This window comes from Bacillus sp. M5A3_1b, assembly GCF_053345335.1.
Window position 1 is genome coordinate 559,250 of record NZ_JBKEZY010000003.1, and the last position, 15,001, is coordinate 574,250.

Below are 15,001 nucleotides of genomic sequence, written 5' to 3' on the forward strand. Positions count from 1 at the left end.
CTTACTATTTATTGGTTCGATACTCGCGCAATTTTTCCTTGTTCAATATACACAAGTAAAATAGAAACATCCGCTGGATTCACGCCAGAAATACGTGAAGCCTGCCCCATTGAAAGTGGACGAACATCTTTCAATTTCTGTCTCGCTTCTGAGGCAAGGCTAGAAATCGCATCATAATCAATATCCACAGGGATTTTTTTGTTTTCCATTTTCTTCATACGCTCTACTTGCTGTAAGGATTTTTCGATATATCCTTCGTACTTAATCTGAATTTCAACTTGTTCTGTAATTTCATCACTTAATTCTACTTCACTTGGTACTAAAAGATGAATATGCTCATATGTCATCTCTGGACGACGTAATAAGTCACTTGCACGTATTCCATCTTTCAATTCACTTCCGCCAATACTACGAATTAATTCTTGAACTTCAGGACGTGGTTTAATAATAATGCTGCTTAAACGTTCCTTTTCCTGTTCAATTTTTAATTTTTTATTTGTAAATCGCTCATAGCGCTCTTCTTTAATTAATCCAATTTCACGACCAACTTCAGTTAAACGAAGATCAGCATTATCGTGGCGTAATAATAGGCGATATTCTGCACGAGATGTTAATAAGCGATATGGTTCATTTGTACCTTTCGTTACAAGGTCATCAATTAAGACACCAATATAAGCATCCGCGCGACCTAAAATAACTTCTTTTTTACCTAAAGAACGACATGCTGCATTAATCCCAGCCATAAGCCCTTGTCCTGCCGCCTCTTCGTAACCAGAAGTTCCGTTAATTTGTCCTGCTGTATATAAATTCTTAATTTTTTTCGTTTCAAGTGTTGGCCATAGTTGTGTTGGCACAATTGCATCATATTCAATTGCATAACCTGTACGCATCATTTCAACGTTTTCTAGGCCAGGTATTGTTCTAAGCATATCACGTTGTACATCTTCTGGTAAGCTTGTGGATAAACCTTGTACATACACTTCTTGTGTATTACGTCCTTCTGGCTCTAAGAAAATTTGATGACGTGGTTTATCATTAAATCTTACTACTTTGTCTTCAATTGAAGGACAATATCTAGGTCCTGTTCCCTTAATCATACCAGAATACATAGCTGAGCGATGTAGGTTTTCATCTATTAAACGATGTGTTTCCGTACTTGTATACGTCAACCAACATGGAATTTGATCCATAATAAATTTTGTCGTTTCAAAAGAGAAAGCTCGTGGTTTATCATCACCTGGCTGAATTTCTGTTTTACTGTAATCAATCGTATTACTATTTACACGCGGAGGTGTACCTGTTTTAAATCTAACAAGATCAAATCCAAGCTCCTCTAAATGTTCGGATAAAGTAATAGATGGTTGTTGATTATTCGGACCGCTCGAATATTTTAAATCCCCCATAATAATCTCACCGCGTAAAAATGTTCCAGTCGTAATTACAACTGTTTTGGCTGTATATTCAGCACCAGCTTGCGTAACTACGCCTTTACATTCGCCATCTTCAACGATTAAACGCTCAACCATTCCTTGGAACAACGTTAAATTTGGTGTTTCTTCAATTGTTTTCTTTAATTCATGCTGGTAAGAGAACTTATCTGCTTGTGCGCGAAGCGCGCGTACAGCTGGTCCTTTACCTGTATTTAACATACGCATTTGAATATATGTTTTATCAATGTTGCGTCCCATTTCTCCGCCTAATGCATCAATTTCCCGAACAACAATCCCTTTTGCTGGTCCACCAACAGAAGGGTTACATGGCATAAACGCCACCATATCTAAATTAATTGTTAACATTAATGTTTTGGAGCCCATTCGTGCTGCCGCAAGACCAGCTTCACATCCTGCATGACCTGCACCGATTACTATGACATCGTATGAACCGGCATTGTATCCCATTGTTTATTCCTCCTAAAAATCTCTATCTTTCTAAAACATCGCTATATTATTTTCCTAAACAAAATTGAGAGAACAACTGGTCAATTAGGCTTTCATGGACGGTATCACCAGTAATTTCACCAAGTATTTCCCACGTTCTTGTTAAATCAATTTGCACCATATCAATTGGAACACCATTTTCTATTGCCTCAATTGCATCTCCAATTGTTTTTCCTGCTTGTGTTAATAATCCAATATGTCTCGCGTTAGAAACATATGTCACATCTGCAGAATCAATTGTTCCTTCAAAGAATAAATCAGCTATTGCCTTTTCAAGCTCATCTATTCCTTGTTCCTCAATTAACGATGTTGTAATAATACGATTTCCCGCTGCCAATTCTGTAACACGTTCCATATCGATTACTTGCGATAAATCTGTCTTATTTACAATAACAATGAAATCTTTTCCTTGTACGGCACGGAATAGATCTTCATCCTCATGCGTTAAAGCCTCGCTATAATTAACGACAACTAACACTAAATCAGCTTGGCTCATCATTTCTTTTGAACGCTCTACACCAATTCGTTCAACAACATCTTCTGTTTCACGAATCCCGGCTGTATCTATAAGTTTAAGTGGTACACCACGCACATTAACGTACTCTTCAATAACATCACGAGTTGTTCCTGCAATATCAGTTACAATTGCCTTTTTCTCCTGAACAAGACTATTTAATAGCGATGACTTCCCAACGTTAGGTCTACCGATGATTGCAGTAGCAATACCTTCACGTAAAATCTTTCCTTGCTTCGATGTTTCTAATATTTTTGCAATTTCCGTACGAACATGTGTAGCTTTCTCAATTAAAATATTATGTGTCATTTCTTCCACATCATCATATTCCGGGTAATCTATGTTTACCTCAACATGAGCCAACGTTTCTAATATGTCCTGACGCAGACGGCCGATTAATTTAGATAATCGTCCTTCCATTTGATTAATCGCTACGTTCATTGCACGATCTGTTTTTGCACGGATTAAGTCCATAACAGCTTCTGCTTGTGATAAATCAATACGGCCATTTAAAAAAGCACGTTTTGTAAATTCACCAGGCTCTGCTAATCTTACTCCTTGCGCTAAAATAAGCTGCAATACTTTATTTACCGAAACAAGTCCGCCGTGACAGTTAATTTCCACTATATTTTCACGTGTAAAAGTCCTTGGTGCGCGCAGAATAGATACCATCACTTCTTCAATAACCTGATTTGTATCTAAATCGACAATATGACCATAATGAATTGTGTGAGAAGGAACTTCTGTTAAATCCTTCCCTTTAAAAATACGATTAACTTTTTCAACCGCATCATCCCCACTTACTCGAACAATGGCAATTGCACCCTCTCCAAGCGCTGTGGAAATCGCGGCAATTGTATCAAATTCCATGTCCTTTCACCTCACTTGCTTATTTATCTCTATTTCAACTTGATTATTTTCTTCACTAAATTATTAGAATACCATAACGAACCTATCTACAAAAGAATAATAACTCATTTTATTATGTCCTCATGTGAAAAACACTAAACTTATTCACAGTGGATAAGTTTAGTGTTTTTTTAGTTATCCACACCTATTTTCCCCTCAAAAAAACCGGCACTCAATTGAGTAACCGGTCACTTGGAAGATATTACAACATGTCGATGTGGTTCTTTTCCTTCAGAAGTTGTAATGATATTTTGATGATTAGATAATGCTTGGTGGATAATCTTTCGTTCAAAAGATGGCATAGGCTCCAACACAACTCTTTTTTTCGTACTTACTACTTGTTTTGCTAATCGATAAGAAAGTGCTTCTAATGTACCTTTTCTTTTACTACGATAATTTTCAGCATCTAGTGTGATGCCAATATACTGCTTCGTACTACGATTCGCCACAAGTTTTGTTAAATACTGCAAAGAATTCAAGGTGTTTCCTCTTTTCCCAATCAAAACACCTATGTTTTCGCCAGAAATTGTAAATTCAACCTCGCGTCCTTTTACAATTTTACTAATCTCAGCTTCCACACCCATATCATGAATAATATTTTTTAAATATTCTTCACATTCTTGAATCGGATCTTTCTTCAATACGACTTCTACTACTGCAGGTCGATTCCCAAATAAACCTAGGAACCCTCTTTTACCCTCATCGATAATATTTATATCTACTCGGTCTTTTGGAACATTTAGTTGCCTTAAAGCATCTTGTACTGCCAGCTCGACTGTTTGTCCTTTAGCAGTAATTACACTCACTTGCTTGATCCTTCTGCCTTACTAGCCTTAATTTCTGGCCCCTTGATCAAGTACATTTGAGCGATACCAAAGATATTACCAACAACCCAGTAAAGTGATAATGCAGCTGGGAAGTTAATTGCAAAGACTAAAATCATAATTGGCATAAGCCAAATCATCATTGCCATTTGCGGATTTTGACCAGCTGTTCCTGCCATTGCAAGCTTTTGCTGAATAAATGTCGTAATTGCCGCGACAACCGGTAAGATATAGTACGGATCTGCCTGCCCTAAGTCGAACCATAAAAATGTATGCTTACTAATTTCTGCCGTTCTCATAATCGCATGGTAAAACGCAAATAAAATAGGCATCTGAACAAATATCGGTAAACACCCTGCTAATGGGTTTACACCATTTTTTTGATATAACTGCATCATTTCTTGTTGTAGTTTTTGCTGTGTTGCTTGATCTTTAGAACTATATTTCTCTTTTAACTTCACCATTTCTGGTTGTAACGCTTGCATTGCTTTCGTACTCTTCGTTTGTTTAATCATTAATGGTAATAATGCAAAACGAATGATAAGAGTTGTAACAACGATTGCTAAACCGTAATTACTACCAAATAAGTTGGCAAAATACGTAATTAACTGAGAAAGCGGATATACGAAATATTCATTCCAAATTCCAGTACTTTTCGGTGTAATCGGCTGTTTCACTTCACTACAGCCAGCAGCAATTGCCATTAATGCAATAACCATGGCTAGTAAACCTATTTTCTTTTTCAAAGCCTGCTCCTCCTTGTTTCGGTATGTATATAGTGTAATTCATTTCCTTACGCTACTTTTTTATTCTTTTCATACCAGAGCGTTTAAAGACATGAATTAAGCTTTTCTTTAATTCTTCATATGTCATCTCTGCACAAGGCTTCCTTGCTATTATAACAAAATCTTTTCCAGAATCTATCTCATCTTTTAATTCTGTGATCGACTGGCGGATCATACGTTTAATTCGGTTACGCACTACTGCATTTCCTATTTTCTTGCTGACAGAAAGGCCAATACGAAAGTTTGGCTGCTCTCCCTTATCTAGTTGATAGACAACAAGCTGACGGTTAGCATTCGATTTTCCTTTTTGAAAAACCGTCTGGAATTCATCATTCTTTTTTATACGATATTTTTTCTTCATATCAATTGACACTCCTGTAGTTCATCAGTGGAAATTCACTATTATTAGAAAAAAAGACCACTGAACGATCAGTGGTCTACGCAGATAATACTTTTCTTCCTTTACGACGACGAGCTGCTAGCACTTTACGTCCGTTCGCTGTGCTCATACGGCTGCGGAAACCATGTACTTTGCTGCGCTTACGTTTATTTGGTTGGTAAGTTCTTTTCATTATATGACACCTCCCTGAGGAATATCTGTTAAAGACAGTCCTATAAATTATAGTTAATCAACTAGGAAAATGTCAATGGTTCTCGAAATTTTCATCAAATATTCATTTTGAACCTATTCACATACTTTTTCACAGACCCTATATTTCCTTGTGGATAAATGTTTTTTCTCGGTTTTTATATCCACAAACCCTTTTCGTACTTTTACACAGTATATCGTGTTGTGGACAAGTTTATTCCACAAGGTATTGATTTTGTGGATAACTTTCTTAAATTCATTGCTATAGCTACTTTTTTTTGATATTATAGTTGTGTTTTCACTTTGAATAAGTTTTCCACACCTTTATCTTATCCACAATTTGTGTATAACATGTGGACAGTTTTAATCACATGTGGGTAAATGCTTATCCACATTTGCTTTTTTTGTCGAAAACCCTATCTCATATACAAACGACGTTTTTAGGTTTTAAAATACGTTTCGTATAAATATACATTTTATATTTATTTAGGTTGTACATTTGTTGCGCAACCTTATTCTTTTACCATCTTAGTAAAGGAGGGACACCTTTGGAAAACATCTCTGATTTATGGAACAGCGCCTTAAAAGAACTAGAAAAAAAGGTCAGTAAACCAAGTTATGAAACATGGTTAAAATCAACAACCGCACATAATTTAAAGAAAGACGTGTTAACAATTACAGCTCCAAATGAATTCGCTCGTGATTGGTTAGAATCTCATTATTCAGAGCTAATTTCGGAAACACTTTATGATTTAACGGGGGCAAAATTAGCTATTCGCTTTATTATTCCCCAAAGTCAAGCTGAAGAGGAGATTGATCTTCCTCCTTCTAAACCAAATTCAGCACAAGATGATTCTAATCATTTACCACAGAGTATGCTAAATCCAAAATATACGTTTGATACATTTGTTATTGGCTCTGGTAACCGTTTTGCTCACGCTGCTTCATTGGCCGTAGCCGAAGCGCCAGCTAAAGCATATAATCCACTCTTTATTTACGGGGGAGTTGGACTCGGAAAGACCCATTTAATGCATGCAATTGGTCATTATGTAATTGAACATAACCCAAACGCAAAGGTTGTATATTTATCATCAGAAAAATTTACAAATGAATTCATTAATTCTATTCGTGATAATAAAGCGGTCGATTTTCGTAATAAATACCGTAATGTAGATGTTTTATTGATAGATGATATTCAATTTCTAGCAGGAAAAGAACAAACTCAAGAAGAGTTTTTCCATACATTCAATGCATTACACGAAGAAAGTAAACAAATTGTAATTTCAAGTGATCGGCCACCAAAAGAAATTCCAACTTTAGAAGATCGTCTTCGTTCTCGCTTTGAATGGGGACTCATTACGGATATTACGCCACCAGATTTAGAAACACGAATTGCAATTTTACGTAAAAAAGCAAAGGCTGAAGGACTCGATATACCAAATGAGGTTATGCTTTATATTGCAAATCAAATTGATTCAAACATTCGTGAACTAGAAGGTGCACTTATCCGAGTTGTAGCTTATTCATCTTTAATTAACAAAGATATTAATGCTGATTTAGCAGCTGAAGCACTTAAAAATATTATTCCAAATTCTAAACCAAAAATTATCTCCATTTATGATATTCAAAAGGCTGTCGGGGACGTTTATCAAATAAAACTGGAAGATTTCAAGGCGAAAAAGCGAACAAAATCAGTTGCCTTCCCTCGCCAAATTGCAATGTATTTATCACGCGAACTTACAGATTACTCCTTACCTAAAATCGGTGAAGAATTTGGTGGACGTGATCATACAACAGTTATCCATGCTCATGAAAAAATTTCTAAGCTGCTTAAAACGGATACGCAATTACAAAAACAAGTTGAAGAAATTAACGATATTTTAAAGTAGTAGCTGAATAGTGTGAATAACTTCCCTTGTTTTACGCACAGTCTATCCACATGTAGATAGACTGTTTTTACATCATTTAACGGGGTTATCCACATATCCACAGGTCCTATTACTATTACTACTATATTTTATCTTTATTAATTAAATAAAATATTATACTTACCGGAGGTTTTTCTTTATGCGTTTTACAATACAAAAAGACTATCTTGTAAGAAGTGTACAAGATGTAATGAAGGCTGTTTCTTCTCGTACAACAATTCCGATCCTTACAGGAATTAAAGTTGTCGCTACGGAAGAAGGAGTTACGTTAACAGGAAGCGATGCTGATATTTCTATTGAATCTTTTATCCCAGTTGAAGACAATGGAAAAGAGATCGTAGAAGTAGCACAATCAGGAAGTATTATTTTACAAGCAAAATATTTTAGTGAGATTGTAAAAAAATTACCTAAAGAGACTGTCGAAATTTCTGTGGAAAATCATTTTATGACAAAAATAATTTCTGGAAAATCAGAGTTTAATTTAAATGGTTTAGATTCTGCTGAATATCCATTGTTACCACAAATTGAAGAACACCATGTTTTTAAGATTCCAACAGATTTACTGAAACATATGATCAGACAAACTGTATTCGCAGTTTCCACTTCTGAAACAAGACCGATCTTGACAGGTGTAAACTGGAAAGTATATAACAGCGAATTAACTTGTATTGCTACAGATAGTCACAGGTTAGCTCTTCGAAAAGCAAAAATCGAAGGAATCGCAGATGAATTTCAAGCGAGTGTTGTTATTCCAGGTAAAAGCTTAAATGAATTAAGCAAAATTCTAGATGAGTCTGAAGAAATGGTAGATATCGTTATTACGGAGTATCAAGTATTATTCCGTACAAAGCATTTATTATTCTTCTCAAGATTGTTAGAAGGTAATTATCCGGATACAACTCGTTTAATTCCAGCCGAAAGTAAAACAGATATTTTTGTAAATACAAAAGAATTTTTACAAGCAATTGATCGTGCATCTTTATTAGCAAGGGATGGTCGTAATAATGTTGTAAAATTATCAACTTTAGAACAGGAAATGCTAGAAATTTCTTCGAATTCACCAGAAATTGGGAAAGTAGTAGAGGAAGTTCAATGTGAAAAAGTGGATGGGGAAGAGTTAAAAATATCTTTTAGTGCAAAATATATGATGGATGCACTAAAAGCTTTAGATAGTACTGAAATTAAAATTAGCTTTACTGGTGCGATGAGACCATTCTTAATTCGTACAGTAAATGATGAGTCCATTATTCAATTAATTTTACCGGTTCGTACTTACTAAGTAAGAAGTAAGGGTTGCTAGTTTTCAGATACTAGTAGCCCTTATTTGATTTTTGGGTATTACTTTCCTAATGTTAGTTTATTTAGTACAATGAAAGAATGAACACTTTCAGAAAGTGAGCGATTTTATGAAACGTATTAAAATTTCAACAGAGTATATTACACTAGGACAATTTTTGAAGTTAGCCGATGTAATTGATACAGGTGGCGCTGTAAAATGGTTTTTACAAGAATATGAAGTGTACGTGAATCAAGAACTTGAAAATAGAAGAGGTCGCAAATTATATGCGAACGATATTATTGAAATTCCAGGAAGCGGAAGTTTCCAAGTTCAGGCATAAAGGGGGAGCCCTTTGTTTATTTCAGAAATACAATTAAAAAACTATCGCAATTATGAAAAGTTAGAGCTTTCCTTTGAAGATAAAGTGAATGTGATTATCGGTGAAAACGCACAAGGGAAAACGAATTTGATGGAAGCTATTTATGTTTTAGCGATGGCGAAATCTCATAGAACCTCTAATGATCGCGAGCTTATCCGTTGGGATGAGGACTTCGGTCAAATTAAAGGAAAATTACAAAAGAGAAATAGTTCTTTGTCTTTGGAATTAAATATTTCGAAAAAAGGTAAAAAGGCAAAATTAAATCAACTTGAACAACAAAAATTGAGTCAATATATTGGTATGATGAATGTTGTCATGTTTGCCCCAGAAGATTTAAATCTTGTAAAAGGAAGCCCTCAAGTAAGAAGACGCTTTTTAGATATGGAATTAGGCCAAATAGCTCCAATCTATTTGTATGAATTGAGTCAATATCAAAAGGTGCTCACGCAACGAAATCACTTGCTTAAAAAGATGCAAGGGAATAGTAAGAATGAGGAAACGATGTTGGATGTATTTACACTTCAACTTATTGAGCATGGTGCAAAAATATTGCAAAAACGGTTTGAGTTTTTGCATTTACTACAAGAATGGGCAGCTCCAATTCATCGCGGTATAAGCCGCGGATTAGAAGAGTTAGAAATTGTCTATAAACCAAGTGTAGATGTATCAGAATCAATGGATTTGTCGAAAATAAAAGAAGTATACTATGAAAATTTTCAATCTGTGAAACAACGTGAGATTTTCCGTGGTACGACTTTAATTGGTCCTCATCGTGATGATTTACAATTCTTCGTTAATAGTAAAAATGTTCAAGTCTTTGGTTCGCAAGGACAACAACGAACGACCGCACTGTCCCTAAAATTAGCTGAAATTGAATTGATTTACTCAGAAGTTAAGGAATATCCGATTCTTTTATTGGATGATGTATTATCAGAATTAGATGATTATCGTCAATCGCATCTGTTAAATACAATTCAAGGAAAAGTGCAAACATTTGTGACAACGACGAGTGTCGACGGAATTGAACACGAAACATTAAAAGAAGCGAAAACAATTCATGTAACGAACGGCACGGTAGATTGTGAAATAGATAGGGCGTAATCCCTATTTAAATGGAAAAGTAGGTGATCTTTGTGTCAATGGAACAAAAGCAAATGGAAGAAAACTCATATGATGAAAGTCAGATACAGGTACTTGAAGGATTAGAAGCGGTTCGAAAACGCCCTGGGATGTATATTGGATCTACAAGTGGAAAAGGACTTCACCATCTTGTGTGGGAAATCGTCGATAATAGTATTGATGAAGCACTTGCAGGGTATTGTGATGAAATTAACGTTAGTATCGAAGAAGATAATAGTATTCTTGTAACGGATAATGGACGTGGTATTCCAGTTGGTATACAAGAAAAAATGGGACGTCCTGCTGTAGAAGTTATAATGACCGTTCTTCATGCTGGTGGTAAGTTTGGCGGTGGCGGTTATAAAGTTTCCGGTGGTTTGCATGGTGTTGGGGCATCTGTAGTAAATGCTCTATCAACAGAACTAGAGGTATTTGTACATCGTGAAGGCAAAATCCATTATCAAAAATACGAAAGAGGTATCCCGGTTGCGGATTTAAAAGTCATTGGTGACACAGATCAAACAGGGACGATAACTCGATTTAAACCAGATCCAGAAATTTTTCAGGAAACAATAGTATACGAATTTGATACGTTAGCAACTCGTATGCGCGAATTAGCATTTTTAAATCGTAATATTAAATTAACAATTGAAGATAAACGTGAACATAAACAGAAGAAAGAATTCCATTATGAAGGTGGAATTAAATCATATGTTGAACATTTAAATCGTTCAAAACAGCCAATTCATGAAGAACCTGTATATGTAGAGGGTTCAAAAGATGGTATTCAGGTTGAAGTTGCACTTCAATATAACGAAGGATACACAAATCATATTTACTCATTTACAAATAATATTCATACGTATGAAGGTGGTACACATGAGGTAGGATTTAAAACAGCCTTAACTCGTGTGATCAACGATTATGGTCGTAAAAATAATATTTTAAAAGATGCGGATAGTAATTTAACTGGTGAAGATGTTCGTGAAGGTTTAACAGCGATTGTGTCAATTAAACATCCAAATCCACAATTCGAAGGACAAACGAAGACGAAACTCGGAAATAGTGAAGCAAGAACAATTACAGAGTCAGTATTCTCAGAGGCATTTGAAAAGTTCTTACTGGAAAATCCGAATGTTGCACGTAAGATTATAGATAAAGGGACGATGGCAGCGCGTGCGCGTGTAGCAGCTAAAAAGGCTCGTGAGTTAACTCGCCGAAAGAGTGCTTTAGAAGTTTCAAGTTTACCAGGGAAATTGGCAGACTGTTCTTCTAAAGATCCAGCAATTAGTGAAATCTATATCGTAGAGGGTGACTCTGCGGGTGGGTCTGCAAAACAAGGGCGTGATCGTCATTTCCAAGCAATTTTACCGCTGAAGGGTAAAATTATTAATGTTGAAAAGGCACGCTTAGATAAGATTTTATCAAATGATGAAGTTCGTACAATTATTACGGCGATTGGTACAAATATCGGCGGAGACTTCGCTATTGAAAAAGCACGCTATCATAAAGTTATTATTATGACGGATGCCGATGTTGATGGTGCGCATATTCGTACCCTATTATTAACGTTCTTCTATCGCTATATGCGTCAAATAATTGAGTGCGGTTATATATATATTGCACAGCCACCTTTGTTTAAAGTACAACAAGGTAAGAAAATTCAATATGCTTACAATGATAAGGAACTTGAAAAAATCTTAGCTGAATTACCAGCCCAACCTAAGCCGGGGATTCAGCGTTATAAAGGTCTAGGGGAAATGAATCCAACTCAGTTATGGGAGACGACAATGGACCCAGAAGTACGTTCATTACTTCAAGTTTCACTTCAAGATGCAATTGAAGCGGATGAAACATTTGAAATTTTGATGGGAGATAAAGTAGAGCCACGTCGTAACTTTATCCAAGAAAATGCAAAATACGTGAAAAACCTTGATATTTAAATGGGTAATGACAGGAATCTAAGTATTCCTGTCTTCTACATATAAATCAATGTATGTGTAACGGAAATGTAAGAGGAGGTGCTGGTTGATGTCAGACAATCAACAACAAGCACGAATTCGAGAAATTAATATTAGTCATGAAATGCGTACCTCGTTTTTAGATTACGCAATGAGTGTTATCGTATCTCGTGCATTACCAGATGTTCGTGATGGATTAAAACCTGTGCATCGTAGGGTTTTATATGCGATGAATGATTTAGGAATTACAGCTGATAAAGCGTATAAAAAATCAGCGCGTATTGTCGGTGAAGTAATCGGTAAGTATCACCCTCACGGTGATTCGGCTGTTTACGAGACGATGGTACGTATGGCGCAAGATTTTAGTCAACGTTATATGCTTGTTGATGGGCATGGTAACTTTGGTTCTGTTGATGGTGATTCAGCAGCAGCGATGCGTTATACAGAAGCAAGAATGTCTAAGATTTCTATGGAATTAATACGTGATATTTCAAAAAATACGATTGATTATCAAGATAACTATGATGGTTCTGAAAGAGAGCCAATTGTATTGCCAGCGCGTTTCCCTAATTTATTAGTGAATGGTACGACGGGTATTGCGGTAGGTATGGCAACGAATATTCCACCGCATCAACTCGGTGAAGTAATTGATGGTGTATTGGCACTAAGCCATAATCCCGACATTACGATTGCGGAATTAATGGAGTTTATTCCAGGACCAGATTTTCCAACAGCAGGTTTAATTTTGGGACGAAGTGGGATTCGAAGAGCGTATGAAACAGGTAGAGGCTCTATTATGCTTCGAGCTAAAGTTGAAATTGAAGAGAAGTCAAATGGTAAACAATCTATTCTCGTAACTGAACTACCTTATCAAGTTAATAAGGCGCGATTAATTGAAAAAATTGCAGAATTAGTTCGTGATAAGAAAATTGAAGGTATTACGGATTTACGTGATGAGTCAGATCGAAACGGTATGCGTATTGTTATGGAAGTACGCCGTGATGCCAATGCCAATGTACTATTAAATAATCTATATAAACATACAGCACTTCAAACAAGTTTCGGTATTAATATGTTGTCTCTTGTAAATGGAGAGCCACAAGTACTAAATTTAAAACAAAATTTATATCATTACTTGGAGCATCAGAAGGTAGTAATTCGTCGACGTACTGCTTATGAATTAGAAAAAGCAGAGGCGCGTGCTCATATTTTAGAAGGATTACGAATTGCTCTAGATCATCTAGATGAAGTTATTACGTTAATTCGTAGTTCGAAAACAGCAGATATTGCAAAACAAGGCTTAATGGAACGTTTCGGTTTAAGTGAGAAACAAGCACAAGCAATTTTAGATATGCGTCTGCAACGTTTAACAGGATTAGAACGTGAAAAAATTGAGCAAGAATATCAAGACTTAATGAAATTAATCGCTGAATTAAAAGCAATCTTAGCAGATGAAGAGAAAGTTCTTGAGATTATTCGTGAAGAATTAACGGAAGTAAAAGAACGCTTCAATGATAAGAGACGAACGGAAATTACAATTGGTGGCATGGAATTTATTGAAGATGAAGATTTGATTCCAGAGCAAAACATCGCTATTACGTTAACTCATAATGGTTATATTAAGAGGTTACCGGCTTCTACGTACAAAACACAGAACCGTGGTGGACGTGGTGTGCAAGGAATGGGAACAAATGATGATGATTTCGTAGAGCATTTATTAACTACTTCTACGCATGATCACATTTTATTCTTTACTAATAAAGGGAAAGTATACCGTACGAAAGGATATGAAATCCCAGAGTATAGTCGTACAGCAAAAGGTATACCTATTATTAACTTATTAGGTGTAGATAAGGGTGAATGGATTAACGCCATTATTCCAATTCGTGAATTTGGTGATGATGAATTCTTATTCTTCACAACAAAACAAGGTATTTCTAAGAGAACGCCACTTTCATCATTTGCAAATATACGTACGAATGGTTTAATCGCCATCTCTCTTCGTGAAGAGGATGAAGTAATATCTGTACGTTTAACATCTGGTGATAAGGATATTATTGTAGGAACAAGCAATGGTATGTTAATTCGCTTTAACGAGCAAGATGTGCGTTCTATGGGACGTAATGCGGCTGGTGTAAAAGCAATTACATTAGGTGATGAAGATCAAGTTGTAGGCATGGAAATTGTCGAAGAGGATGTAAATGTTCTAATCGTAACGAAAAATGGTTATGGAAAACGTACACCTATTGATGAATACCGTCTACAAAGCCGTGGTGGTAAAGGTCTGAAGACTTGTAATATTACAGATAAAAACGGTAAATTAGTAGCCGTTAAATCTGTAACAGGTGAAGAAGATATCATGTTAATTACGGCAGCAGGTGTTATTATTCGTATGCCAGTTGATCAAATCTCTCAAATGGGACGTAATACACAAGGTGTTCGTCTAATTCGATTAGAGGATGAGCAAGAGGTAGCGACGGTAGCAAAAGCACAGAAAGATGAAGAAGAGGAATCTAATGAAGAGGTTTCTTCTGAAGAATAAGAGGGGGGATTTTTCCTCCTCTTATTTTTTTATAATAATACTTGCATAGCAATGTAAAACTCTATATAATAGGCAGAGTCAGCAAATGAGAGATACAAATTATCTTAAAAAACTTGTTGACGAAAATAATATACTATGATATATTATGAAAGTCGCTGAAACGCGATGTTGAACTTTGAAAACTAAACGAAACAAACAACGTGAAACGTCAATTTTTATTTTTAGATGCTAGACA

The 15,001-nt window shown here is 35.8% G+C and carries 12 protein-coding genes; 6 read left to right on the top strand and 6 right to left on the bottom strand.

Going from position 1 to position 15,001, the window contains the following annotated elements; translation table 11 throughout:
* Positions 1-8: 8 nt before the first annotated feature.
* The 6 genes from mnmG to rpmH all read right to left on the bottom strand — a co-directional run bounded on the left by mnmG (position 9) and on the right by rpmH (position 5,541).
* Positions 9-1,898: a tRNA uridine-5-carboxymethylaminomethyl(34) synthesis enzyme MnmG gene (gene mnmG / locus ACLBWW_RS12480; protein WP_000541059.1), complete on the bottom strand. Its 1,890-nt coding sequence runs from the start codon at positions 1,896-1,898 to the stop codon at positions 9-11.
* 46 nt (positions 1,899-1,944) lie between these two features.
* Positions 1,945-3,321, bottom strand: coding sequence for a tRNA uridine-5-carboxymethylaminomethyl(34) synthesis GTPase MnmE (mnmE, locus tag ACLBWW_RS12485; RefSeq protein WP_000393767.1), 1,377 nt, complete (start codon positions 3,319-3,321; stop codon positions 1,945-1,947).
* Positions 3,322-3,548: 227 nt separating this feature from the next.
* A complete protein-coding gene (gene jag / locus ACLBWW_RS12490) occupies positions 3,549-4,166 on the bottom strand; it encodes an RNA-binding cell elongation regulator Jag/EloR (RefSeq protein ID WP_048542853.1) in 618 nt (205 codons plus the stop codon).
* Positions 4,163-4,930: a YidC family membrane integrase SpoIIIJ gene (gene spoIIIJ / locus ACLBWW_RS12495; RefSeq protein WP_048542855.1), complete on the bottom strand. Its 768-nt coding sequence runs from the start codon at positions 4,928-4,930 to the stop codon at positions 4,163-4,165. Before spoIIIJ ends, jag begins: the two co-directional genes overlap by 4 nt.
* 52 nt (positions 4,931-4,982) lie before the next feature.
* On the bottom strand, positions 4,983-5,330 hold the full coding sequence (gene rnpA, locus ACLBWW_RS12500; RefSeq protein WP_000731505.1) for a ribonuclease P protein component: 348 nt from the start codon (positions 5,328-5,330) through the stop codon (positions 4,983-4,985).
* 76 nt (positions 5,331-5,406) lie between these two features.
* On the bottom strand, positions 5,407-5,541 hold the full coding sequence (gene rpmH / locus ACLBWW_RS12505; RefSeq protein ID WP_000831901.1) for a 50S ribosomal protein L34: 135 nt from the start codon (positions 5,539-5,541) through the stop codon (positions 5,407-5,409).
* Between the two features lie 565 nt (positions 5,542-6,106).
* Between rpmH and dnaA the strand changes: the two genes are divergently transcribed.
* The 6 genes from dnaA to gyrA all read left to right on the top strand — a co-directional run bounded on the left by dnaA (position 6,107) and on the right by gyrA (position 14,766).
* Positions 6,107-7,447 carry a chromosomal replication initiator protein DnaA gene (gene dnaA, locus ACLBWW_RS12510; protein WP_000428027.1) on the top strand — a complete coding sequence of 447 codons (1,341 nt, stop codon included), beginning with the start codon at positions 6,107-6,109 and terminating at the stop codon, positions 7,445-7,447.
* 178 nt (positions 7,448-7,625) lie between these two features.
* Positions 7,626-8,765: a DNA polymerase III subunit beta gene (gene dnaN / locus ACLBWW_RS12515; protein ID WP_001212890.1), complete on the top strand. Its 1,140-nt coding sequence runs from the start codon at positions 7,626-7,628 to the stop codon at positions 8,763-8,765.
* Between the two features lie 127 nt (positions 8,766-8,892).
* On the top strand, positions 8,893-9,105 hold the full coding sequence (gene yaaA / locus ACLBWW_RS12520; RefSeq protein ID WP_000821366.1) for a S4 domain-containing protein YaaA: 213 nt from the start codon (positions 8,893-8,895) through the stop codon (positions 9,103-9,105).
* A gap of 12 nt (positions 9,106-9,117) precedes the next feature.
* Positions 9,118-10,245, top strand: coding sequence for a DNA replication/repair protein RecF (gene recF / locus ACLBWW_RS12525; RefSeq protein ID WP_000470742.1), 1,128 nt, complete (start codon positions 9,118-9,120; stop codon positions 10,243-10,245).
* 38 nt (positions 10,246-10,283) lie between these two features.
* The gene (gene gyrB / locus ACLBWW_RS12530) at positions 10,284-12,206 is read left to right on the top strand and encodes a DNA topoisomerase (ATP-hydrolyzing) subunit B (protein WP_000435974.1); all 1,923 of its coding nucleotides are present in this window, start codon (positions 10,284-10,286) and stop codon (positions 12,204-12,206) included.
* Between the two features lie 88 nt (positions 12,207-12,294).
* Entirely contained in the window at positions 12,295-14,766 is a 2,472-nt protein-coding gene (gene gyrA, locus ACLBWW_RS12535; RefSeq protein WP_001282859.1) for a DNA gyrase subunit A, read from the top strand.
* The last annotated feature ends 235 nt before the right edge of the window (positions 14,767-15,001 follow it).